22 protein-coding genes and 1 tRNA gene are annotated in these 22,912 nt (G+C 54.8%); 7 read left to right on the top strand and 16 right to left on the bottom strand.

What is annotated here, in order from left to right; all coding sequences use genetic code 11:
• Positions 1-59: 59 nt before the first annotated feature.
• The 5 genes from dnaA to TH19_RS01655 all read right to left on the bottom strand — a co-directional run bounded on the left by dnaA (position 60) and on the right by TH19_RS01655 (position 5,527).
• Positions 60-1,571, bottom strand: a complete 1,512-nt coding sequence (dnaA, locus tag TH19_RS01675) for a chromosomal replication initiator protein DnaA (RefSeq protein WP_181846265.1) — start codon at positions 1,569-1,571, stop codon at positions 60-62.
• 445 nt (positions 1,572-2,016) lie between these two features.
• Positions 2,017-2,277 (bottom strand): 30S ribosomal protein S20, encoded by a 261-nt coding sequence (rpsT, locus tag TH19_RS01670; protein WP_114100572.1) that lies wholly within the window; start codon positions 2,275-2,277, stop codon positions 2,017-2,019.
• A gap of 186 nt (positions 2,278-2,463) precedes the next feature.
• Positions 2,464-3,240 carry an enoyl-CoA hydratase gene (locus TH19_RS01665; RefSeq protein WP_114100571.1) on the bottom strand — a complete coding sequence of 259 codons (777 nt, stop codon included), beginning with the start codon at positions 3,238-3,240 and terminating at the stop codon, positions 2,464-2,466.
• 219 nt (positions 3,241-3,459) lie between these two features.
• Positions 3,460-4,299: a bifunctional DNA-formamidopyrimidine glycosylase/DNA-(apurinic or apyrimidinic site) lyase gene (mutM, locus tag TH19_RS01660; RefSeq protein ID WP_114100570.1), complete on the bottom strand. Its 840-nt coding sequence runs from the start codon at positions 4,297-4,299 to the stop codon at positions 3,460-3,462.
• 70 nt (positions 4,300-4,369) lie between these two features.
• Positions 4,370-5,527: a YHYH protein gene (locus TH19_RS01655; RefSeq protein ID WP_114100569.1), complete on the bottom strand. Its 1,158-nt coding sequence runs from the start codon at positions 5,525-5,527 to the stop codon at positions 4,370-4,372.
• Positions 5,528-5,743: 216 nt separating this feature from the next.
• On the opposite strand from TH19_RS01655, the gene TH19_RS01650 reads away from it, so the two are divergent.
• The gene (locus TH19_RS01650; RefSeq protein WP_114100568.1) at positions 5,744-6,547 is read left to right on the top strand and encodes a TSUP family transporter; all 804 of its coding nucleotides are present in this window, start codon (positions 5,744-5,746) and stop codon (positions 6,545-6,547) included.
• Between the two features lie 91 nt (positions 6,548-6,638).
• Here the strand turns inward: TH19_RS01650 and TH19_RS01645 are convergent, their stop codons facing one another.
• The 8 genes from TH19_RS01645 to aroA form a co-directional block, all read right to left on the bottom strand.
• Entirely contained in the window at positions 6,639-7,847 is a 1,209-nt protein-coding gene (locus TH19_RS01645; RefSeq protein ID WP_114100567.1) for an MFS transporter, read from the bottom strand.
• Between the two features lie 263 nt (positions 7,848-8,110).
• The gene (gene pyrF / locus TH19_RS01640; RefSeq protein ID WP_114100566.1) at positions 8,111-8,833 is read right to left on the bottom strand and encodes an orotidine-5'-phosphate decarboxylase; all 723 of its coding nucleotides are present in this window, start codon (positions 8,831-8,833) and stop codon (positions 8,111-8,113) included.
• Positions 8,834-9,023: 190 nt separating this feature from the next.
• The gene (locus TH19_RS01635; protein WP_114100565.1) at positions 9,024-9,323 is read right to left on the bottom strand and encodes a LapA family protein; all 300 of its coding nucleotides are present in this window, start codon (positions 9,321-9,323) and stop codon (positions 9,024-9,026) included.
• Positions 9,324-9,536: 213 nt separating this feature from the next.
• Positions 9,537-9,812: an integration host factor subunit beta gene (ihfB, locus tag TH19_RS01630; protein WP_114100564.1), complete on the bottom strand. Its 276-nt coding sequence runs from the start codon at positions 9,810-9,812 to the stop codon at positions 9,537-9,539.
• A 71-nt stretch (positions 9,813-9,883) separates the two neighbouring features.
• A complete protein-coding gene (gene sppA / locus TH19_RS01625) occupies positions 9,884-10,807 on the bottom strand; it encodes a signal peptide peptidase SppA (protein ID WP_114100563.1) in 924 nt (307 codons plus the stop codon).
• Positions 10,808-11,363: 556 nt separating this feature from the next.
• Entirely contained in the window at positions 11,364-13,067 is a 1,704-nt protein-coding gene (rpsA, locus tag TH19_RS01620; protein WP_114100562.1) for a 30S ribosomal protein S1, read from the bottom strand.
• A gap of 236 nt (positions 13,068-13,303) precedes the next feature.
• Positions 13,304-13,948 (bottom strand): (d)CMP kinase, encoded by a 645-nt coding sequence (gene cmk / locus TH19_RS01615; protein WP_114100561.1) that lies wholly within the window; start codon positions 13,946-13,948, stop codon positions 13,304-13,306.
• A gap of 60 nt (positions 13,949-14,008) precedes the next feature.
• A complete protein-coding gene (aroA, locus tag TH19_RS01610) occupies positions 14,009-15,352 on the bottom strand; it encodes a 3-phosphoshikimate 1-carboxyvinyltransferase (RefSeq protein ID WP_114100560.1) in 1,344 nt (447 codons plus the stop codon).
• Positions 15,353-15,711: 359 nt separating this feature from the next.
• Between aroA and TH19_RS01605 the strand changes: the two genes are divergently transcribed.
• Both TH19_RS01605 and TH19_RS01600 read left to right on the top strand, forming a co-directional pair.
• The gene (locus tag TH19_RS01605; protein WP_114100559.1) at positions 15,712-16,017 is read left to right on the top strand and encodes an FYDLN acid domain-containing protein; all 306 of its coding nucleotides are present in this window, start codon (positions 15,712-15,714) and stop codon (positions 16,015-16,017) included.
• A gap of 99 nt (positions 16,018-16,116) precedes the next feature.
• Positions 16,117-16,192 (top strand) — tRNA-Ala (locus TH19_RS01600).
• 158 nt (positions 16,193-16,350) lie between these two features.
• Here TH19_RS01600 and TH19_RS01595 read toward each other — a convergent pair.
• Positions 16,351-17,025, bottom strand: coding sequence for a FadR/GntR family transcriptional regulator (locus TH19_RS01595; RefSeq protein ID WP_114100558.1), 675 nt, complete (start codon positions 17,023-17,025; stop codon positions 16,351-16,353).
• Between the two features lie 197 nt (positions 17,026-17,222).
• Between TH19_RS01595 and TH19_RS01590 the strand changes: the two genes are divergently transcribed.
• The 4 genes from TH19_RS01590 (at position 17,223) to TH19_RS01575 (ending at position 21,856) form a co-directional block, all read left to right on the top strand.
• Positions 17,223-18,095: a fumarylacetoacetate hydrolase family protein gene (locus TH19_RS01590; RefSeq protein ID WP_114100557.1), complete on the top strand. Its 873-nt coding sequence runs from the start codon at positions 17,223-17,225 to the stop codon at positions 18,093-18,095.
• Between the two features lie 113 nt (positions 18,096-18,208).
• Positions 18,209-19,168 (top strand): TAXI family TRAP transporter solute-binding subunit, encoded by a 960-nt coding sequence (locus TH19_RS01585; RefSeq protein ID WP_114100556.1) that lies wholly within the window; start codon positions 18,209-18,211, stop codon positions 19,166-19,168.
• Positions 19,169-19,240: 72 nt separating this feature from the next.
• Positions 19,241-21,163, top strand: a complete 1,923-nt coding sequence (locus TH19_RS01580) for a TRAP transporter permease (protein ID WP_114100555.1) — start codon at positions 19,241-19,243, stop codon at positions 21,161-21,163.
• A gap of 228 nt (positions 21,164-21,391) precedes the next feature.
• The gene (locus TH19_RS01575) at positions 21,392-21,856 is read left to right on the top strand and encodes a YtoQ family protein (protein WP_114100554.1); all 465 of its coding nucleotides are present in this window, start codon (positions 21,392-21,394) and stop codon (positions 21,854-21,856) included.
• Between the two features lie 66 nt (positions 21,857-21,922).
• On the opposite strand, the gene TH19_RS01570 is transcribed toward TH19_RS01575, so the two are convergent.
• Together TH19_RS01570 and TH19_RS01565 are read right to left on the bottom strand one after the other, a co-directional pair.
• Complete coding sequence (locus TH19_RS01570; protein WP_114100553.1) at positions 21,923-22,240, bottom strand: VanZ family protein; 318 nt, start codon at positions 22,238-22,240, stop codon at positions 21,923-21,925.
• Positions 22,241-22,287: 47 nt separating this feature from the next.
• Entirely contained in the window at positions 22,288-22,902 is a 615-nt protein-coding gene (locus tag TH19_RS01565) for a hypothetical protein (RefSeq protein ID WP_147250691.1), read from the bottom strand.
• Positions 22,903-22,912: the final 10 nt, after the last annotated feature.

Here is a 22,912-nt window from a genome sequence, read left to right as displayed (position 1 = left end):
GGCCACATTCCACCCCGAATTCAGGGAAATGTGACCGGTGTTCGGATCAAGCGCAGCGCCTAGCCTTCAAGCATCCGGCGCAGAAGATCGATATCTTCGGAAAGCGACGGATCGGCACTATGGAGTTCTTCGATTTTGCGCACGGCATGCATGACCGTGGTGTGGTCACGCCCGCCAAACTTGCGACCGATTTCCGGCAGGGAATGGGTGGTAAGCTGTTTGGACAGATACATCGCCACCTGACGCGGACGGGCAACCGCACGCGCACGGCGGGCAGAATGCATGTCCGACACCTTGATGTTGAAATGCTCGGCCACGCGTTTCTGAATTTCCTCGATCGATACCCGGCGCTCGGAAGCGCGCAGCACATCGTGAAGAACATCCTGAACCATTTCCAGGCTGATCTCGCGACCAACCAGCTGCGAATGCGCGATCACGCGGTTCAGCGCACCTTCAAGTTCACGGACATTGGCCGTGATCTTGTGGGCAAGGAATTCCATCACGCGCTGCGGCAGCTCAACACCCTGACGTTCGGCCTTGGATTCGAGAATGCCAAGACGAAGCTCATAGGTGGTTGCATGGATATCGGCAACCAGACCGGAGCCCAGACGCGAACGCAGGCGTTCTTCGATATCTTCAAGATCGGACGGCGACTTGTCAGCCGACACAATGATCTGACGGCCCTGATCGACCAGCGCATTAAAGGTGTGGAAGAATTCTTCCTGGGTCGAATCCTTGCCCGAGATGAACTGAACATCATCGACCATCAGAACGTCGACCGAGCGGAACTGATCCTTAAAATCGACCGTGTTCTTGTCACGCAACGCCCGGATGAAGCGATACATGAATTTTTCAGCCGACAGGTAAATCACCGTGCGATGCGGCTGCGTGCGGCGGATATGCCAGGCAATCGCATGCATCAGGTGGGTTTTACCAAGACCGACACCGCCATAAAGGAACAGCGGGTTGAACGGCACCGATTCGGCCTCTGCCAGACGACGGGCGGCGGCATAGGCAAATTCGTTCGGCTTGCCGATCACAAAGTTGTCGAAGGTATAGCGCGGATCAAGGGCCGCCGAAATACCATCATCAGACATGCTGGCGATGGCGGTACGGCCCGATGCCTGTGGCTGGAACCCGGGTTCTGCAACGGCAACACCGCCCGATACGGGCGCGGAAGGTGCAGATACAGCGGCCTTTGACGGTGCCTTGGCCCCCACAGCAGACGCAGCAACACCAGCCGAAGACGGCGCCATGTCAACCGAGGACGGAGCAGCCTGAGCCACACCACTGGAAACAGAAATGATGTTGATTTCGACGAAATGCACATTGGCATCTTCGGCGTGCCAGAAGGCCTGGATACGGTCGAGATAGTGCTGGGTGACCCAATCACGCATGGCGCGGGTCGGCGCACCAAGACGCGCGACTCCAGCTTCCACACCGATCAGAACAACGGGTTCAAGCCAATAGCGATAAGCCGTCGCACCGAACTCGGCACGCAACTTTTCGCGAACGACCTGCCATGTTGCTATCGTGTGATCATCAAGTGCCGCCTGCTGGTCACTCTGCATTCCACCGCTGGATTGCCCGAGTGCCGATTGCGTTCCCCTCACGGCGTGCTGCACTGTTTGAACCTTCCCCGATATCCCAAAATTCCACACAATCATGACTGCAAAAGACAAAATAGTACTATGTCGCGTTCATCACGAATGTGCTGAACACGCTGGCCTTCCGCAAATTAGTGGAAGCGTACTCGCGCCTTTTGTTTTTTGGTTCTTCGTCACGGGCCGCTTTGCGCGACCTGCGAAGTCCAAACACTGTACTGATGCGACCCACATCAGGCAAGGCGATCTTTAACAGAACGTTAAAAGGATTTCGGCACCAAAACGTTCCTTATTTTCTGCGGTTTCTTACACCCGCGGAATCAAGGAACAAAAGGTGATTCTCTGAAATCCGGGCAGCGAAAAGGCCGTACCAGAGGTACGGCCTTCGACTCGCCATCCCGTAAGGGATAAATTAGAGCGACTTGATACGAGCGGTCAGACGCGAAACTTTGCGAGCTACGGTGTTCTTGTGCAGAACGCCAAGCTGTGCGCCGCGCGCCATTTCCGGCTCGGCGATTTTCATCGCAGCCTGAGCAGCATCTTTGTCGCCAACGTTCAGCGCAGCCTCGACCTTCTTAACGAAGGTACGAATGCGACCGATACGTGCGCCGTTAACTTCTGCACGGGCGGCGTTGCGGCGAATGCGCTTCTTGGCCGATTTATGGTGAGCCATTGCGAACCTGTCTCTTCAAACAAATGTTACGTAATTCGGAGCGCGGCTTATAGCTCTGTCCGAAACCCTCGTCAACCCCCGATGCCGCGTCGATGCCCTATTTTCTGCGGTTTAGGACTCTGCTGTGCTGCAATACAGATATGCAGCACCGGAATCAGGGGTCAACTAGCGCCAATCAATACACAATCAACGGTGCTTGAAATCGGCTTTTCTCTTTTCTGTGAAGGCTTTCATGCCTTCGGCGCGATCTTCGAGTGCGAAGGTCGAATGGAATTCACGACGTTCGAACATCAGACCCTCGGTCAGGGTCATTTCATAGGCCTTGTTCACCGTTTCCTTGACCTTCATCGAAACAGGGCCCGAGAAAGATGCGATCTTTTCAGCCGTTTTAAGGGCTTCTTCGAGAAGCGAGTCGGCCGGGACGATTCGCGCCACCAGACCGGAACGTTCGGCTTCTTCGGCATCCATCATGCGCCCGGTCAGGCACATTTCCATGGCCTTGGCCTTGCCAACCGCACGGGTCAGGCGCTGGGTCCCGCCTGCACCGGGGATGGTGCCGATGGTGATTTCCGGCTGACCGAACTTGGCGGTATCGGCGGCAATCATGATGTCGCACATCATGGCAAGTTCACAGCCACCACCCAGTGCGAATCCGGCGACAGCGGCGATGGTCGGCTTGCGGCAGCTTGCAACGCGGGTCCAGCCCTTGGTGATGAAGTCGTTTTTATAGACATCCATATAATCGTAATCGGCCATTTCCTTGATATCGGCTCCGGCCGCAAAGGCACGTTCCGACCCGGTAATGACGATGGCACGGATGTTTTCATCGGATTCGAAATCATCAAGTGCCGCACCGATATCCTTGATCAGCGCATCACACAGCGCATTAAGCGCCTGCGGACGGTTCAGGGTGATCAGTCCGACATTGCCTTTTTTCTCGGCGATGATGTTTTCATATGACATGCCTGTAATCCTTTATGTCCGATCAACCTGGGCTTGCCGCCCGGTCGATTCGTCTGAAACCATATTTTGATACTGTTTTACCGATTTTGATCGCGTGCCGCAACCTGACCTGTGCGAAAGCAACCCTGATCAGGCGCAAAAGATATCGATTCCCCGATCAGCCATGCGACAGAGCACGACGCACCGTCCCGAAACCCCAAAGACCGGACCTATCCCGCCTTACTTCTGACAGGTCGGACAGAAGAAGGTCGAACGCCCTGCCTGAACAATGCGGTCAATCGTGCTGTCACAGCCATCAGACACGCAGGGTTCGCCTTCACGGCCATAGACGCGGAAATTATACTGAAAATAGCCAAGCTCGCCATTGGTCTGACGATGGTCCTTAAGGCTTGATCCGCCCGCGGCAATCGCATCTTCAAGCACCAGCCGGATTTCGCGATACAGACGATCAATTTCGCCGGACTTAAGGTCCTTGGCCAGACGGTCCGGAGCAATACCGGAACGGAACAGCGCTTCGCACACATATATATTGCCAAGCCCGGCGACCAGTTTCTGATCCAGCAAGGCGGTTTTGATCGGGCTGCCGCGACGTGCCAGCCCCTCGGCCAGAACCGAACTGTTAAAGGCATTGCCAAGCGGTTCGGGCCCGATATCGGCCAGCATCTTGTGGCTGGCGACTTCGTTGGCTGCGATCAATGTAATGACCCCAAATCGTCTGGGATCGTTAAAACGGACAACCGCACCGCCCTGCATGACAAAATCGACATGATCGTGCTTGCCCGGTTCGGGGACCTCAATCGCCGGATCGTTATGAATGGTCATGCGGCCCGACATGCCAAGATGGATCAGCAGGACCTGTCCATCATCAAGATAGCCCAGAATGTATTTCGCCCGCCGGGTCAGCTGATCGATCTTGCGGCCTGCCATCCGGTCGATAAAGCCGTCCGGGAACGGAAAGCGCAAATTCGGACGACGTTGCACAACATGGTCGACGACATAACCTTCCATCACGGGTGTCAGACCACGGGTGACGGTTTCGACCTCTGGCAATTCGGGCATATCTGGAACTCGTTTAAATGAAAGCGTTTCACGTTTTAAAACAGTTCAGCACACAAAATAAGGACCAATTTCAATTGCGTGGTGGCGGGCCATTCCCCGGTTGACCATCGGGGCGCGGTTTGGGCCCCGGCCCGGCCTTGCCCGTGCCTGCCGGACCTTTGCGTGACTGGGCAGGCCCAAGATAGGGGTCAAATATCGCAAGCGAAGCAAGACCAAAACCCGCCGGGCAGGCATCATCGATGTAATCGTAATAGATCGCACGACCACGAATGGATGATGCGCGGTCCGCCTCGAAGAACAAGCCATAGCAGGTGGCATTGCAGTAAAACAGCGCGCCGTCCTGGCGATCAATCCGCTTGGTCGTGCCGTTGCTTTGCAAAAGCTGTTCACCGCGCAAGGTCCCGGTCATCACCCGGCAAACATCCGGGCCGAACGACTGTGACAACGCGGTTTTGATTTCAAAGGGAATCGGCAGACCGACAATATCCTGTCCGGTGCGATCACGACGCATGGTCCAACGATCCCGGGCAAATCCGCGTGGCGTGCCCGAAAGACAATTCAGAACATTCCAGTCCGGCGCGGTTTTGACATTATAGAAGTAGGATCCCTTGTCATCTTTCATGCCACGACAGGCATCGAGCAGGGACTCGACCGAATTGGCGGGTTCAAACCAGCCAAGGGCAAGAATCGGAAAGCTGTCCATGGCGTAGCCAACCGGCTTTTTATCGATATCGACCCATTGGCGACCAAGGTCATAGATCAGGCATCTTGGCGCGATGTGGTAATGATAGTCATCGCCGCGCCCGGCATGACCGCCACATTCATCAAGCTCGCCCTCGGTAAAGGCCGATGGACGTTTGCCGGTTTGTGGATTGACCGGACCTTGTGTCGACGGATCAAAAATCGGCACCCCGTTGACGGCAACCCCTACCGGCCCGGCCTCGGTCGCGGTTGGTCGGGATGCCAATTGGGGATGTTGCAGGATTTCGAATTCAAAATCATGGGCGGCGGGGAATTGCTGATTGCTGGCGGTAATGCCGGTCATGACAGGATGGGACGGATCGGGCAGCCCCCTGGCCGAGAATCGCACCTTGTCGCGATCACAGGCAAGATGGGAAATCTCGTCGGTTAAGCAGGCCTCGTCACACTTGCAATTCTTGATCTCGTGGGCATTGGCAGGATTTGTCACGCCCAAAAACAATGCCAATCCGAAAAACCAGATTTTCATCACCCCTTCCCCCGATCAGTTCCCCGGTCACGACCTGATGACCATAGAGTATCACGGGCGTAACAAGGTGGTCATCTTCGACTGGACGCCGATCCACAAAACCATATGATGGCGACGCCCGGCCTCAATGACGCCCCATGTCAGACCAGCGTCCGGGATTTCAGGTCGCGCCTTGCCCCACCTTTGCGTGATCCCCTGTTTTACGAAAGCCACCCCATGGAATTTGGTTTTGATCTTTTAGCGATCCTGTTTGGCGTTGCCGCCCTTGCCGCCTGTATTGATGCAATTGCCGGGGGTGGCGGATTGATCACCATCCCGGCCCTGTTATGGGCGGGTGTATCCCCCGCACAGGCACTTGCCACCAACAAGCTGCAGGGAAGTTTCGGAAGCTTCACCGCGTCGCTTAATTTCATCCGCAAGGGTCACGTCAATCCACGTGACATGGTACTGGCCATTGTCCTGACCTTTGCGGGGTCGGCCCTTGGTACTTTGCTGGTGCAGATGCTTGATCCGGGCATCCTGATGACCATCCTGCCCGGGCTTCTGATCCTGATTGCGCTTTATTTCCTGTTTTCACCAAAGGTTGGTGACATTGATGCCCATCAGTTGATCAGCAAGGCGACCTTTGCCTTTACCGCCGGATTTGGCATCGGATTTTATGACGGGTTCTTTGGTCCGGGCACCGGGTCGTTCTTTTCCATCGCATTTGTGGCATTGCTTGGTTTCAACATGACCAAGGCGACCGCCCATACCAAGGTTCTGAACTTCACGTCGAACTTTGCATCCCTTGTGATGTTTATTGCCGGTGGCGAGGTTGTCTGGGTTGTTGGCGGGGTGATGGCGGTTGGCGCCCTTATTGGTGCGCAAATCGGATCGCATCTGGTGATGAAGGTTGGCGCGCGCCTTGTTCGACCTTTGCTTGTCGTGACCTCGATCGCGATTTCGATCAAGCTGATCATTGATCAATACGGCACGGTGATCAGTCAGACCTGGGATCACATGCGTCACTGGGTTGGCTAAGCCAGCGGACATCATCTGCATAAGTCATAAGAAAACCCGTCAACCGCAAGGCTGACGGGTTTTGTATTTGCAGCAAGATCAGAAAGATCAATCAGGCACTGGCACCATTTTCAACAAGCACTTCCTCGCCACGGTCCAAAAGGTGGCTCCAGACCGTGAACAGCAGGGCCAAAAGCGCAATTCCTGCACCCAGCCACGGAATATGCTGATAGGAAACGCCATGCGTGATCGCCAAGCCGCCAAACCATGCACCACCCGCATTGCCAAGATTGAAGGCACCCTGATTAAGGGTTGAGGCCAAATTCGGGGCTTCTGACGCCTCGTTCACCACACGCATCTGCAGTGGCGAGACCAGAACAAAGGCCATCACACCCCACAGCACCACCGTGATCACCGCCGGGATGATTTCGGTCAGGGTTGCTGTAAACATCGCCAGAATAACAATCAGCAACACAAAGGCGATAATGATCGCCGGCATCAAACGCCAGTCACCAAGGCGGCCGCCAATATAGTTGCCGATGGTCAAACCGACCCCGAACAGCAACAGCACATAGGTAACCTGGCGCGGGGAAATGCCGGTGATTTCCTGAAGCATCGGGGTGATGTAGGTAAAGACGCTGAACAGGCTGGCCGAGGCCAGAACCGAAATCAGCATGGCAAACAGAACCTGTACCTTGCCAAGCGATCTGGCTTCGCGCATCAGACTTCCGGTTGAGGCGGCAATTTTACGCGGCAGCGCAACATAAAGACCACCCGCAGCCACCACACCGATCAAAACCACAGCCCAGAAAGTCGACCGCCAGCCAAGTTCCTGACCAAGTGCGGTTCCGAACGGAACACCAAGCACATTGGCAAGGGTCAGGCCCGAAAACATCAGGGCGATTGCCTGTACCCGTTTATGCGGGGCAACAAGGTTCGATGCCACAACTGCACCAAGGCCAAAGAACGCGCCGTGGCAGAATGCCGTGACAACACGGGCCGCCATCAGCGTCCAGTAATCCGGGGCAACGGCACACAGGAAATTGCCAAGGATAAAGATGGAAATCAGCAGCAAAAGCGCGCGCCTGCGGTCCATCCGTGCTGTTGCAATGGCAAGGAACGGCGCGCCGAACGTCACACCAAGCGCATAGCCCGTCACCAGCAAACCGGCATCGGGAATGGTGATGCCAAGATCAAGGGCAACGTCGGGCAACAGGCCCATGATGACGAATTCGGTCGTACCAATCCCGAAGGAGGCAAGGGCAAGCGCCAGAATCGGCAAATTACCGAGGAAACCCCGGTCGGTGGCGGTATCAGTCATGTCAGAAATATCCAGAAAAATTCGTGTCGGTCCATGCGACCCGAATTTTGTGCAACTGCGAGATAGCGATAGTGCACGAAATTTTGAAACGATTCAATTCTTAGATAAATCGATCCGCCAAACCATCGCAAAAACCGCATGGCACCATGCATTGCATTCACAGCTTCTTACGATCCAAAAGCAGACAGACAAAAGGCCCGGATAATGCCGGGCCTTTTGCGAATTTGGATGCCTTGGTCTGGGGAAGGCCAGATCAGGACAGATTATGAAAGCTCGGCAACAATGCGCTTGGCAGCTTCGACAGGATCATCAGCCTTGGTGATCGGACGGCCGATGACCAGAACGTCACTGCCCATGGCAACCGCATCGGCCGGGGTGACGATACGTTTCTGATCGTCACTTGATGCCCAGGCCGGACGAATACCCGGCGTAATCAGTTTGAAATCCGGGCCAAGGGCCGCACGGACCGGGGTAATTTCCTTGGCCGAGCAAACAACACCGTCAAGACCGGCCTTCCGGGTCAGTTCGGCCAGTTTGACCACGCGTTCGTCAATCGGGCCTTTCAGGCCGACATCATCAAGATCGCCCTGATCCATGCTGGTCAGGATGGTGACTGCAATCACCCATGGCACTTCAACACCGGCCTTGTCGGCCGCTTCGCGGGCGGCCTCGCCAGCGCGCTTCATCATTTCGATGCCGCCAGCGGCATGAACATTGACGATCTTAAGCCCCATCGGGGTAACGGCGTGAATGGCACCAGCCACCGTATTGGGGATATCGTGATATTTGACATCAAGGAAGATCGGCATACCAGCCTTGGCAACCGCGCGGACACCCTGTGGACCGTGGGCCGCAAAGAATTCCTTGCCCAGTTTGGCCCCGCCAATCACGCCAGACAGCTTGGATGCCAGATCAATGGCATGATCAAGGTCGGTGGTATCAATGGCACAGAAGATGCGGTCTTTTGGGGAAAGTGTCTGGGTCATGATGTCCTCTGGCGGTTTGCAATTGGGTCATGGCCCACATTCAGGCAGTGCGGACCGGACATGGCTTATCCGATTTATCCACAAAGGCCAATGTCAAATAGCCCAACGTCCCTGCATGGCCCTATGCACAGGCAAGACACATTATCAAAGCAGCACAAAAAAGGGCCCCTGAAAGGAGCCCTTGTCTGTATCAGCTGTGCCCGAGTGCCTTTTGATCGGATTTCGGGGTCGTATCGTCGGTTTTGATGCGTTTCAGTTCGCTATCCATCCGGCGCACCGCCCGGCGATGCTTGCCATGGATCAGCCATTCATAGGCAAATCCGATGCCCAGCCCCAAAAGCAGGGCCACCATGATCGGCAGAAACAGCGGAAGGTCGACCTCATAGGGCAAAGGCCAGAGCGACAGGGTCACAGCCGCGCGGTTGGACACGGCAAATACGGCAATCAGAACCGCAAGCGGTATGGAGATAATCCAGTAAAGGATACGCATTCTTGGCTCCTTGTGCCTGACGGGATGGCGGCAGATGCCCGGCAAACCGGACATCCCCGAAATCAGGCCACAGGTAGACGTTCGGGATCGGATCGACAGTATGGCGCAAACAGGCGGCAAAAGCCAAGCCACCAACGACACAGCATGGCTGTGTCGTGGCAGTTTGCATTATCCGGCCGGGCCGGAACGCCGATCAGTATCCGCAAGCGGAAATCAGTTCAAACGTTCGCGGAGCTGCTTGCCGGTTTTGAAATAGGGAACCTTTTTCTCGCCAACCGGAACCGCATCACCGGTACGCGGGTTACGTCCCACACGCGAATCACGCTGTTTGACAGAGAAAGCACCGAAACCGCGAAGCTCGACCCGGTCTCCACGGGCAAGTGCGTCGGTAATTTCATCAAAGATCGTTGCAACAATCCGTTCGACATCTCGCTGATAGAGATGCGGATTCAACTCAGCAAGTCGGGCAATCAATTCAGATTTCGTCATTTCCAGGCCCCATCCTGTTCGTGCTGACAGTCTCACTCAACCGCGGATTAGATTGTTTTATCGGATAACTCTCACTCAGGTTGCCAGACCACCAGCAAACCGTCAAGTTTAAGCCCCTCAGATGACAGCACTTTTCCAAGGTTTCCTTCAAAGAGTGCAGTCATCAAATCGTCTTCCGGGTACTCGATTTCAAGCGGCACTACGTCCGCTTCCGGCGTGACACCGGCTTGGGTTTCAAGCCAGTGCAAGGCTTCACGACGGCCTCCAATTTCATCAATCAAACCATTGGCAAGTGCCTGCTGTCCGGTATAGACCCGGCCATCTGCCAATGTTTTTACCGTTGCGACCGGCATTTCACGCCGTTCGGCAACCATTCCGACAAACACGTCAAACATGTCGGAAATCAGGCCCTGCATGGCCGTTTTTGCAGCATCATCAACCGGTTCGAACGGGTTGGGTGCCGCTTTAAGCGGGCCGCTTTTAACTGTCAGCGGTTCAACACCAAGCTTTTCCAGCGTTCCGTTAAAATTCATCGACTGGAAAATCACCCCGATAGATCCGGTGATCGTGCCGCGACGTGCGACGATATGGTCAGCGGCAATCGCCGTCATATAGCCACCCGATGCGGCAACCGTGCCCATTTCGGCAACAATCGGTCGGGTTTCCCCGATACGGCGCAGGGCCTCGAACAAAGTTTCACCACCAACCATGGTGCCGCCGGGACTGTTGATATGGACAATTACGCCAACAACGTTGCTGTCATCTTCAATCGCGGCCAGCGCATCAAGAAGATACGGGTCTTCTGTGATCACGCCTTCGATGTTGATCTCGACAATCCGGGGACCAAGCCCGCCCAGAACACTGTTCTGAACACCGGTTCCGGCCAGACCGATTACGATGACGGCAAGCACTGCAATGGCCGCCACGACACGCCAGCGAAAGATGGATTTTTTCAAGCGACGTCGATCAAGCAGGATATCGGCATCAAGCGCCATTTACGGTGCCCCGGTTATAATTTTTCAATCAAAGACTTAAGCCGGGCCCAACCCCGAAACCTGCCTTTTCAAATGGTTTTTCTCGGACCAGAAGGCAAGGACAAAAAGTGTTTAAAATCAAAATTTTCGCGAAAAATGGCGAACAGGACAGCACCGGGCACCAATCCGGGGTCAAAACTCGGATGATATACAATTTAGTGTGACAATTCCGGGCGCTAGCCGAAATCAGGCTGGCAGCACTTGCCAACCAAGAAAACCATCCCGAAAGGCCGTACAGACAGCCCGTCTGAGGGGCCGGGACCACGGACTGTATTGTCCGCCGGAACCACGCAGAAATTCCCGTGAGAGGAGCGCGCTTCAGCGATCAGATAAGTTGTTACCCATCGCAGCCGCCATCGATATAGACGGCTACCAAGCCCTTAACAGCTATCCCGATCTCAATCTTGATCTCGGTCCGGATGCCCATCGCGAATGCGCAAAAGAAAACGGGCCGCACAATGTGCGACCCGTCTTTTCAGTCCACCCGAAAGCAGACTGTATTTCCTGGGAGGGAGGCTTATTCGCCGCCTTCCTGCTTTTTGCGCAGAGCTTCGCCGAGGATATCGCCGAGTGATGCGCCGCTGTCAGCAGAGCCGTAATCCGCCATTGCTTTCTTCTCGTCAGCAACTTCAAGAGCTTTGACCGAGAGGGAAACTTTACGGGTTTTGGCGTCGATTGCGGTAACGCGTGCGTCGACTTTTTCACCAACTGCGAAGCGCTCCGGACGCTGTTCCGAACGCTCACGCGCCAGTTCAGCTTTACGGATGAAGCCTTTCAGTTCGGTGTCGCCAACAGCAACTTCGATGCCGCCGTCGTTAACTTCGGTGATCTCGCAGGTGACGGTTTCACCACGCTTGATACCGGTAACTGCTTCTTTGAACGGATCGCCAGCAAGCTGTTTGATGCCAAGCGAGATGCGTTCTTTTTCAACGTCAACGTCAAGAACCTTGGCTTTGACGATGTCGCCTTTTTTGTATTCTTTGATGACTTCTTCACCAGCGCGGTCCCATGACAGGTCCGAGAGGTGAGCCATACCGTCGATGCCGCCCAGAAGGCCAATGAACAGACCGAATTCGGTGATGTTCTTGACTTCGCCTTCGATCTCGGACTCGACCGGGTGAGCTGCAAGGAAGGCATCCCACGGGTTCGAGGTGCACTGCTTGAGACCAAGCGAGATACGACGCTTCTGTGCATCGACGTCGAGCACCATGACTTCGACTTCCTGCGAGGTCGAAACGATTTTGCCCGGGTGGATGTTTTTCTTGGTCCAGGACATTTCGGAAACGTGGACCAGGCCTTCGACACCAGCTTCGAGTTCGACGAATGCGCCGTAATCGGTGATGTTGGTGACACGACCTTCGAATTTCGAACCGACCGGGTATTTGGCTTCGACGCCTTCCCACGGATCAGCTTCAAGCTGCTTCATGCCAAGCGAGATACGCTGGGTTTCGCTGTTGAAGCGGATGACCTGTACTTTAACAGTCTGGCCGATCTGAAGTGCTTCGGACGGATGGTTGATGCGTTTCCAAGCGATGTCGGTAACGTGCAGCAGGCCATCAACGCCGCCGAGATCGACGAATGCGCCGTAATCGGTGATGTTTTTGACAACGCCGTCAAGAACCTGACCTTCCTGGAGGTTCTGGATCAGTTCAGCACGCTGTTCTGCACGGGTCTCTTCGAGAACTGCACGACGCGAAACCACGATGTTACCGCGCGAACGATCCATTTTCAGGATCTGGAACGGCTGCGGGTTGTTCATCAGCGGGGTAACGTCACGGACCGGACGGATATCAACCTGGCTGCCCGGAAGGAATGCAACTGCACCCGACAGGTCAACGGTGAAGCCGCCTTTAACGCGACCAAAGATGGTGCCGTCAACGCGTTTGCCTTCGGAGAACTGTTTTTCAAGTTCAACCCAAGCTTCTTCGCGGCGCGCTTTTTCGCGCGACAGAACGATCAGGCCATCTTTGTTTTCATAGCGGTCGACATAAACATCAACTGTGTCGCCAATGTTTACTTCGCCTGCGCCAAATTCTTTAAGCGGAACGCGGCCTTCGGATTTGAGGCCAACGTCAACGATTGCGTCGTCGTCAGTTTTCTTAACGACCGTACCGGTCATTACGCGGCCAACGAAACCTTCGTCTTCAGAACCGAGGGTTTCAGCAAGCAGAGCGGCAAAATCTTCGCCGGTCGAGAATAGTGCTTCATCAGCGATGGTCATAAACCAGACTTCCTTTCGAGTATCGTCATTATATTCTGGCCAACCGGTTGTGTCCGGTGGTCTTAAAACCGCAAAATCGCGGCAATTTTGTCAGTCGCAGTCCAATTCCGGACGCTTAGGGAAGACGTATCTTCAATAGACGAAAAGGTGAACGCACATGTCGTTCACCTTAGGGACTGACCATATGGCCGGCACCTCGGAATCGTTCATCGCCTGACGGTTAAAACGCCCTTTGATCAGTCATTCTCACCCATGTGGGTGCGAATATGCGCCATAACGGCATCGTACACTGCATTGGCATTCAGACGGTCCGTATCGATATGGATTGCGTCTTTTGCCATGGTGAGCGGTGCGACATCGCGGGCACTGTCTCGGGCATCCCGTTCTTCAAGCTCTTTGAGAACGCGCTCGTATATAGCAGCGGGATTTTTTTCCTGCAACTGTTTGAACCGACGGTTTGCGCGTTCTTCGACCGAAGCTGTCAGATAAAACTTGATTGGAGCTTCGGGGCAAACGACCGTTCCAATATCGCGGCCATCAAGAACCGCACCGCGCTTGCCGCCCGGCGGGGTGGTTGCAAGGGTACGCTGGAAGTCCAGCAAGACCGCGCGAACCTTTGGAATCGCTGCAACTTTAGAGGCAGCTGTTCCAACTTCCTCGCTGCGCAGTTCTTCGCCCTGCAAATCATCGGCACTCAGATTTTCTGCGGCGGAAACTGCCGCATCCTCGTTTTCCGGGTTGGCATTTGCGGCCAAAACTTTTGCACCGGCGGCCCGGTATAAAAGGCCGGTATCAAGGTAGGCATAGTCCATTGCGTCCGCGACTCGGCGCGCCAAAGTCCCCTTGCCGGACGCAGCCGGCCCATCAATGGCGATGATCATATGCTTCGCTCCCTGTTTATATAACGGCTCGGTATTGCTTTATATATTGGGTACGCGCGATCAGGAATGCAGCGCAAATTTTGCGCCCATATCCCCCATCAGCTTTTCGAAATTCGGGAAGCTCGTGGCAATCGGGTTGGCATCATCAACCGCAACCGGGTTTTCCGCACCAAGACCAAGCACCAGGAACGACATGGCAATCCTGTGATCCAAATGGGTTTCGACCATGCCGCCACCGGGAACAACGCCACCGGTCACGATCAGGTCATCACCTTCGATGCGGTGAATAACACCATTGGCTTCAAGACCGGCGGCAACCGCAGCCAGACGATCCGATTCCTTGACCCGCAATTCTTCAAGGTCGCACATGCGGGTTTCGCCATCGGCATAGGCCGCGGCAACCGCAAGAACCGGATATTCGTCGATCATCGAAGGTGCGCGTTCAGCCGGAACCACAATACCCTTCAGACGGTTTTTGCCGGTCACAACCAGATCACCGATGGTCTCACCGGCTTCTTCGCGTTCATTGGTGATGGTGATATCGCCACCCATTTCAATCAGGGTGGTGATCAGGCCCGTACGCAGCGGGTTCAGGCAGACATCGCGAATGGTCACGTTCGATTCCGGATTGATCAGGGCCGCAACCATCGGGAAAGCAGCCGAGCTCGGATCGGTCGGAACAACAATGTCGGCGGCCTTCATCTCGACCGGGCCGGTCAGGCTGACGGTGCGGCCGCCATCGTCATTGATTTTGACGTCAACCGCGACCCCGAAGTGGCGCAGCATCCGTTCGGTATGATCACGCGACGGTTTGGGTTCGATTACGGTCGTGGTGCCGGTCGTATTAAGACCAGCCAGCATCACCGCCGATTTCACCTGGGCCGATGCCATCGGCAGGGTATAGGTAACAGGCTTTGCCTCGTCCGTGCCAATGACAGCCATCGGCGGGCGACCGCGATCACGGGTGATGAATTGCGCCCCGAATTCCGAAAGCGGATCGGCAACACGGCCCATCGGACGTTTGCACAGCGACGCATCGCCCGTAAAGAACGTGGTGATCGGATGGGTGGCAACGATACCGGCCATCAAACGAATGCCGGTCCCGGCATTGCCCATATCAATCACGCTGTCAGGTTCGCGCAATGCGCCAACGCCAACCCCCGTCACATGCCAGGTGCCATCGTCATCACGGGTGACGGTCGCGCCAAGTTTGCGCATTGCATCCGCCGTTGCCAGAACGTCTTCGCCTTCAAGCAGGCCGGTAACCTTGGTCGTACCGATTGCCAGACCACCAAACATCAGGGAGCGATGGGAAATCGACTTGTCACCCGGCACCCGGATATCGCCCGAAATTGGTCCTGTTTTGGCCGAAGAAAGCGGGCGTTTGGTTTGCGAAGAACTCATTGAAGCGTACCTGTCAGTATCGGTTTGATTTTACGTTTTTACGACGTGGAACCACACATATGGTGCAGCCGGGTTTCGGGGCGCTCACACTGCATGGGGACCACTGCTTCCTGCTCTAGCACAAGCGGTTGTCAGGCACCAGCATCGAACCCAAATTTTGGCGTGAAGATTGATGTTATGGCGGGCCTGTTTCACATCATTGGCGGATCAATGTGCGAAAGGACAAATTTCCTTTTGACAAGCCGCCAACAAGATGGCAATTGGGCCTTTCAGACATTACGCTTTGCGCTGCAATGCAGCACTTCGCGACACAGAGTCTTTTTCTTAGATGATATCGGTAATTAAGAGGATTTGCCGTAATGTCAGCACGCGGTAAGAAACGTCACTGCCTCGCCTGTGGTACCAAGTATTATGACCTGAACCGTAGCCCGGTTGTTTGCCCGAAATGCAAAACACCTGATGGCGTGACCAAGGTCAAGAAAGCCGCGGTTGCCAAACCGGCACCGGAAGAAGATGAAGACATTGATGACGTCACCGATCTTGACGATGATGTCGATACCGATCTCGACGATGATATTCTCGAAGATGCTTCGGATCTTGGCGAAGATGATGATGATCTTGGCGAAGTCTACGAGCATGTCGAATCAGACGACGACGATCGCTAAGAAATTTTGAAATTAGGTCTTGCCAACATTTGGCGAACCTTCTAAATATGCGCCGCGCCGCAGAGAATGCTTAGGCAAATCTGCGACGCGGACTAAAGTGGGGCTGTAGCTCAGTTGGGAGAGCGCTACAATGGCATTGTAGAGGTCGTCAGTTCGATCCTGATCAGCTCCACCATTCAAAACCCGTTGCCTTTGGCGACGGGTTTTGTCGTTTAAGGGTGTTTTTCCATGAAACAGGCGAAGCAGCCTCGCCCCGGTTAAACATTCCACCCCAAAAAGCCAAATGCCCCGCATTTGCAGGGCACCGGAAACAGAGAATGCAGGCGGGCTGGATTAACGGCCAAGCATGTTTCTTTGCACCGTGACCAGATGGGCATGCATGGCGTCGCGGGCCTCGCCGGGCAGGCGTTGATTAAGCGCATCGACGATGCGGGCATGCTCATCGCAATAGCGCAGGCGGCGCTCGTCAGAAAATGACCGTTTCTTCATTTCGAACCACGGACCCTGATTGCGCAGGAAGGTCAGGATATTATTGATCTCGCGCAGCAATTCATTGCGCGAACAATCAAAAACCAGTTTGTGGAACTCGGTATCCCATTGTTCAAACGTCGGCATATCACCGGCAGCAACAGCATTTAGGTGTGCGGCCTCGATATTCGCAAGCTCCGCCGAGGTGGCGTTGGTGGCGGCAAAGGCCGCGGCTTCGGGTTCCAGCAACAGACGGATTTCCATCATGTCGGCCGGACTTGTTCCTTCCATCCGGGCGGCGATATCGGCCAGTGACCCGGATTTGGCATTGGCCGTCACATAGGTTCCCCGTCCGACATAGCGTGCAAGAAGATTATCCTGCTGAAGCAGATCACAGGCACGACGCACCGTATTGCGGGCAACATCAAATTCTTTTGCCAGGTCTCTTTCCGGCGGGATTCGCGTGCCATCGGGCCAGCGTCCGTCTTCAATCCGATTACGCAATTCAACTGCAATGTCGTCGGCGCTTGTGCGCGTCATAGAGATACCCTTTATCCAACCAATTGTGATCCAATTAACAGGTTTGAGCTGAAAGGTCCAGCCTGTTTTGGCTGTTTTCTGCTATAAATGACCACCACTGGTTTATTAATACGCGAATTGGTTGACTTGGTTGGGGCATTGGTATATCAAAATCAGCGAAATGGACTGAATTGGTATATTATTTTTGGAGATTTGGCTTGAAGATTGCAACGTTCAGGACAAATGGTGCAGTTGGCGTTGGCGAGATTCTTGAAGATCGCGGTGTCGTTGTACCGTTCGACTTATCCGCCGAAGACGCCGCACGCGGTGTATTGTCGCTTATTGACCGGGGCGCACTGCCAGACCGCAAAGAGCCGATTTCTCTTGCGGATGTGACTTTGCTGGCCCCTGTGCCGCGCCCGCTGCGCAATATTTTCTGCGTCGGCAAAAACTATATGGAACACGCCCACGAGTTTTCCAAAAGCGGCTTTGATTCCAGTGCTGCCGCCGGTGCCGTTCCCAAGAATCCGATCATCTTTTCCAAGGTGCCCGAAACGGTTGTTGCCCATCAGGATGACGTCATCATCGACAGCAGCGCAAGCGAAGCTGTGGATTATGAAGCCGAACTTGCCGTGATCATCGGCAAGGGTGGACGTGCGATTTCGCCGGAAAATGCCTTTGATTATGTCTGGGGCTACACAATCGTCAATGACGTTACCGCCCGCGACCTGCAAGGCAAATACAGCCAGTGGCTGATTGGAAAATCGCAAGACACGTTCTGTCCGATGGGGCCGTGGGCCGTAACGCGGGATTCGCTTGATATCGCGAACACCGCCATTCGCTGCCACGTCAATAAAGAGCTGCGCCAGGAATCGAATACCGGGCTTCTGATCTTTGATATTCCGACCATCATCGCAACCATTTCCGCGGGCGTTACCCTGATGCCTGGTGATGTGATTGCCACGGGCACCCCTGCCGGTGTTGGCATCGGATTTGAACCACCGCGCTACCTTAAGGCCGGGGATGAAGTGTCCATCGAAATCGAGGGCATCGGCACCCTGTCCAACACTTTCCGCAATATCAATCGCTAAAGGACTTCTTTGGGGCGGGATCACCTGATCGCCGCCCCGTCCGGAAATCAAAACACCGGAAACGGGCGATAACAAAAACAACACGCCCAAAACTTTCAAATCGGGAGGAACTTATGTTTCAGAGACTGTCAAATACGCTTGCCTTGACTGCACTGGGTACTTTGATTGCCACATCTGCCATCGCCCAAAGCAAAACCGATATTGCCTGGGGCGGCTCGAACCCGGGCGGCGTGATGTATTACATGGTCGGTGTTGCCGGCACCGAACTGGGCAAGGATTTACCCGATGTCAACATCACCCAGGTCACCACGGGCGGCTCCACGGAAAATGCCAAGCGCCTGATCAAGGGCGAGCTTGATATGGGGATCGTTTACGGTTCACACGTTTACATGTCGCTTGAGCAGACCGGTCCGTTTGCCAGTGACGACAAAGGCACGATGTTGCGCGGTGTCGCAATGGCCTATCAGGGTCCGACCTATTTCGTGACCCTTGAAGGCAATGACATCAAGTCGCTTTCCGATCTTGCCGACAAAAAAGTCGCACTTGGTCCTCCGGGTTCGGGGACGGTGTTCAACTGTTCGAACATTCTGGGATCGCTTGGTCTGCTTGAAGAAATCGAACCGCAGATGATGACCTTTGGGGATGCGGGCCGTGCGCTTGCCAATGGCCAGATCGATGCATTCTGCCAGTCCTCGGCGCCCGCAGCAGCCGTGACCGAACTTGCCGAAACCAACAATGTTATCGTCGTCCCCTATAGCGACGAGGAACTTGGCAAGATCAACACGAAATATCCGTTCTATCACACCGGCACCATGCCAGAGACGACCTATAAGGGCGTTCCGGCAACCGACATGCCGTACACAACTGTTTACTGGGTTGCCCATGAACGGGTGAGTGATGATGTCGTCAAGCGCATGCTTGCCGCGGCCTATGACAAACAGGACGCACTTGCCGCAGGTCACAAGGCCTGGGGCCAGATGAAGCCTGACACCAAGAACTTCCTGTCACTGGGTGCGCCGATGCATCCGGGCGCAGAAGCCTATTACCGCGAAACCGGTCAGTGGGTTGAATAAGTTTTGACGTCCTGTCTGCCCGGCCCTGTGTCGGGCAGACCTGTTTTGTCTTGAATTGGATTGCGCGACCAAATGACAGATACTTCCTGGCTGATGCGGGTCGAGGGCGCGAAACGCACCCTGAGCGGACCCCAGGCGCTGGCTTTCAACCTTGTTGCCGCCGGTTTTGCCGGTTTTTACCTTTATACTTCGGGATTTGGTCTTGTATCGACCCAAAGCAACCGGGGCATCTATCTGATGCTGACCTCGGTCCTGGTGTTCATGCTGTTTCCGGCAACGCGGAAATCCCCGACAGATCGTTTCAGCATTCTTGATATCGGGCTGGTGATCCTGACCGTTGCGGTATTTGGCTATTGGATTGACCAATATGTCAGCTATGCGATGTTCCGGGTTTCATCGCCCAACCAGACCGATCTGATCATGGGGTCGCTGGCGATCCTGATCCTGCTTGAAACCAGCCGCCGCGCTCTTGGACCGATAATTTCGCTGATTGCCATCGCCTTTTTGCTTCAGCTTTTTTACGGACAGTATCTGCCCGGTCGTTTGTCGCATCCGGGCATGTCGATTGAACGCATTCTGGAATTTACCTATTCAACACAGGAAGCGATTTTCGGGGTCGTAACCGCGACCTTTGCGACCTTTGTGTTTCCCTTCATGATTTTCGGCGCCTTTCTGGAGCGCAGCGGTGCGGGCAAGTTCTTTATGGACCTTGGTACTGCGGTTGCCGGACGCTGGCGCGGGGGACCGGCCAAAATTGCGGTTTTGACATCCGCCCTGTTCGGATCGATTTCCGGGTCCTCGGTGGCCAACGTTGTAACCACCGGATCCTTTACCATTCCGTTGATGAAACGAACCGGGTTCAAGTCCCATGATGCCGGTGCGATCGAGGCGATTGCCTCAACCGGGGGACAATTCATGCCGCCGGTCATGGGGGCAGGTGTGTTTATTCTCGCCACCCTGACCGAGACCAGCTACCTGACCATCGCGCTGATGAACGTTATCCCGGCGCTGGTGTTCTTTATCTTTTTGCTGTCGATGGTCGACCTTGAGGCAGCGCGCCTTGGCCTGCGCGGAATTCCGCGCGAAGAAACACCGCGTGTCCGTGATGTCATCGCAAAGGGCTGGCATTTCTTTATGCCGCTTGTGGTGGTTATCGGCCTTCTGTTTGCAGGGTTCTCTGCTGAGTTCTGTGCATTTTGGGGGACGGTATCGGCAGCGGTTCTTTCCTGGCGTGACCGCGAAACCCGCATGGGACCAAAGGCGATCCTTCAGGGCCTTATCGGGGGTGCGCAAAGCAACAGTTCGGCGGGCGCTGCCATCGGGACACTGGGCATCATCATTGGCGGGATTGTTCTTGCCGGTCTTGGTCTTAAATTCTCGTCCGTGCTGATCGATTTTTCCGGCGGCAACCTGTTTATCGCGGTCTGTCTTGTGACCCTTGTATCGATCATTATCGGCATGGGATCATCAACGACCGGGTCCTATATCATTCTTTCCGTTGTCGCGGCCCCTGCCCTGATCCAGCTTGGCGTACCGACTGTTGCAGCCCACCTTGCGGTGTTTTACGCAGCATGTCTTTCAAACATTACGCCACCGGTTTGTGTCGCGGCCTTTGCCGGGGCGGCAATTGCCAAGGCCCCACCCATGCGCACGGGGTTCTCGGCGCTTAAATACGGGGCAACCATCATCATCATGCCGTTCAGCTTTGCCTATGTACCCGAACTGCTTTTGATCGGGGAATGGCAGGACATTGTTTATAGCAGCCTGCTTTATATGAGCGGGGCGATCATGATGGCCATCGCCATTCAGGGCATTGCGCCCATCGGCCCAAGATTGTCGATGACCAACCGGGTTCTGTTCGGTTTTTCCGCCGCCCTTCTGGTCTTCCCGGCCAATCTTTGGATCGATATCGCCGGGATTGCCTTGATGGCAACCGCAATTGCCATGGCCTGGTTCATGGCGACACGTCAGGGTGGAAAAACCGCCACTAGATAGTGACGTCTCTGAACACTAACGACTTAGTGATACAAAACCCGTTGCCCTTGGCGGCGGGTTTTGTGGTTTCTGGCGTCATTTCATACATGAATCCGGGCAAAGCTTTCCGACAATTGACCCAAAATCTGCGCGCACCCGGTGGAGGTGCGAACGATGTTGCACTAGGATGCACCATCAAACAGTCAGGATGGGCCATCCCCATCATCAGAATCAAACAGGGACAGAAACATGACCAAGATCTGGACGGTTTACTTATCGGGCGAGATTCACAGCGACTGGCGCGAACGTATCGCTGCTGGCGTCAAGGAGGCAGGTCTTCCGGTCGAACTGGTCGCCCCGATCACCATGCATGAAGATTCCGATGACTGCGGTGTTGCCGTTTTCGGGCCCGAGGAAAACAAGTTCTGGCACGACCGTAAAGGTGCGCAGCTTAATGCCATGCGGACCAAGACCCTTCTGTCAAAATCTGATCTTGCCGTGATCCGTTTTGGCGAAAAATATAAGCAGTGGAATGCTGCCTTTGATGCCGGTTATGCAGCCGCTCTGGGCATCCCGTACATCACACTGCACCCGACCGAGCACGATCACGCGCTTAAGGAAGTTGATGGCGCAGCAAATGGCGTCGCGCGGGAGCCGGAGCAAGTGGTTCAGGCGCTGGCCTATATCATTCGCGGCGATATGCCCAAGGCGTGATATCCGAACAACGGGGTCTGAAGGTTTCGCATTCAGACCCCGATCATTCTTGCAGCCCCAAAGACGTCAGGTCGTGCTGGAAGGAAACAGGCGCTGAACAGGTGCAAGGCGCACAACTAACGCCGCAATCACAGCACCGAGACTATTGGCAATCACATCGCCAAAACTGGGATCGCGCCCGGGCACCAGACCCTGACCAAATTCAACCGCGATGCCATAAGCAATGGTAGCGGCAATCACCTTGAATGCGTGCGAGGGATAGGCAATCAAGCCGCACATCGCCAATGCACCATAAGCGATCAGATGCTCGATCTTGTCCCAAATCCGAACATCCGGCAGGTTTTCAGCGGGCAAAAGTGACAGAAAACCGATGATAAAAGCCAATCCCCAAAAACCGAGTATGGCGACGCGTCTTATCCAAATTGCCACGATTATGAACCCGCCAGTCTAAAACGCCCGAACATCCAGCGCAGCGCAGAGAAAAGCGCCAAACCGAAATGATACAATGTCGGCAACAGGGCCGATGCCCCCATCATCATACCGAAATAGAGATTGCGCAGATTATCGGGTTCAAACGGATGCAGAACCGCATTCCAGAACCGGCTTTCATAAAGATCAGTCCGATAAGACATGGTTTCGGGGCGATCCAGCACAACACTGACCAACCAGCCCGAAGCCACAAAGGCAAACAGCACCCAGAAAGTGGCGATGATCGCGATCAGGATATCGACGCTAAGGTAACTGACGAACTGAACGTTGCTTTTGGTTGCAAGCGCACGCCGGACGATTTCGACGGTTACATAGAATGACAGGGCATCAAACAACGCCCCCATCACCGCGACCGGAAATCCCATCAGGATATATTCGTCACCCTTCCAGGACGTCAGCAATTGCGGATAGGTCGTCAGTAGCGCCCACCAGTAACATCCAAGATTGATCAGGATGAAAACGGTGAACAGTTTGGCAAAAAAGAACCGCATTTCTGCGCGTTTACGCAGAAACCAGTCCATAAAATGCTGAAGTGATTCGCGCCACTGAGCGAACATCTGATCTGTC

Source organism: Thalassospira profundimaris (assembly GCF_003326675.1).
Lineage (GTDB): Bacteria > Pseudomonadota > Alphaproteobacteria > Rhodospirillales > Thalassospiraceae > Thalassospira > Thalassospira aquimaris.
Note: the sequence above shows the minus strand (reverse complement) of the source record. Positions and strands in the feature narration are given on the sequence as shown.

What these genes read in the sequence shown, in the direction of transcription:
- dnaA (WP_181846265.1), bottom strand. Translation starts at nt 1,571, where the DNA reads ATGCAGAGTGACCAGCAGGCGGCACTTGATGATCACACGATAGCAACA.
- rpsT (WP_114100572.1), bottom strand. Translation starts at nt 2,277, where the DNA reads ATGGCTCACCATAAATCGGCCAAGAAGCGCATTCGCCGCAACGCCGCC.
- TH19_RS01665 (WP_114100571.1), bottom strand. Translation starts at nt 3,240, where the DNA reads ATGTCATATGAAAACATCATCGCCGAGAAAAAAGGCAATGTCGGACTG.
- mutM (WP_114100570.1), bottom strand. Translation starts at nt 4,299, where the DNA reads ATGCCCGAATTGCCAGAGGTCGAAACCGTCACCCGTGGTCTGACACCC.
- TH19_RS01655 (WP_114100569.1), bottom strand. Translation starts at nt 5,527, where the DNA reads ATGAAAATCTGGTTTTTCGGATTGGCATTGTTTTTGGGCGTGACAAAT.
- TH19_RS01650 (WP_114100568.1), top strand. Translation starts at nt 5,744, where the DNA reads ATGGAATTTGGTTTTGATCTTTTAGCGATCCTGTTTGGCGTTGCCGCC.
- TH19_RS01645 (WP_114100567.1), bottom strand. Translation starts at nt 7,847, where the DNA reads ATGACTGATACCGCCACCGACCGGGGTTTCCTCGGTAATTTGCCGATT.
- pyrF (WP_114100566.1), bottom strand. Translation starts at nt 8,833, where the DNA reads ATGACCCAGACACTTTCCCCAAAAGACCGCATCTTCTGTGCCATTGAT.
- TH19_RS01635 (WP_114100565.1), bottom strand. Translation starts at nt 9,323, where the DNA reads ATGCGTATCCTTTACTGGATTATCTCCATACCGCTTGCGGTTCTGATT.
- ihfB (WP_114100564.1), bottom strand. Translation starts at nt 9,812, where the DNA reads ATGACGAAATCTGAATTGATTGCCCGACTTGCTGAGTTGAATCCGCAT.
- sppA (WP_114100563.1), bottom strand. Translation starts at nt 10,807, where the DNA reads ATGGCGCTTGATGCCGATATCCTGCTTGATCGACGTCGCTTGAAAAAA.
- rpsA (WP_114100562.1), bottom strand. Translation starts at nt 13,067, where the DNA reads ATGACCATCGCTGATGAAGCACTATTCTCGACCGGCGAAGATTTTGCC.
- cmk (WP_114100561.1), bottom strand. Translation starts at nt 13,948, where the DNA reads ATGATCATCGCCATTGATGGGCCGGCTGCGTCCGGCAAGGGGACTTTG.
- aroA (WP_114100560.1), bottom strand. Translation starts at nt 15,352, where the DNA reads ATGAGTTCTTCGCAAACCAAACGCCCGCTTTCTTCGGCCAAAACAGGA.
- TH19_RS01605 (WP_114100559.1), top strand. Translation starts at nt 15,712, where the DNA reads ATGTCAGCACGCGGTAAGAAACGTCACTGCCTCGCCTGTGGTACCAAG.
- TH19_RS01595 (WP_114100558.1), bottom strand. Translation starts at nt 17,025, where the DNA reads ATGACGCGCACAAGCGCCGACGACATTGCAGTTGAATTGCGTAATCGG.
- TH19_RS01585 (WP_114100556.1), top strand. Translation starts at nt 18,209, where the DNA reads ATGTTTCAGAGACTGTCAAATACGCTTGCCTTGACTGCACTGGGTACT.
- TH19_RS01580 (WP_114100555.1), top strand. Translation starts at nt 19,241, where the DNA reads ATGACAGATACTTCCTGGCTGATGCGGGTCGAGGGCGCGAAACGCACC.
- TH19_RS01575 (WP_114100554.1), top strand. Translation starts at nt 21,392, where the DNA reads ATGACCAAGATCTGGACGGTTTACTTATCGGGCGAGATTCACAGCGAC.
- TH19_RS01565 (WP_147250691.1), bottom strand. Translation starts at nt 22,902, where the DNA reads ATGTTCGCTCAGTGGCGCGAATCACTTCAGCATTTTATGGACTGGTTT.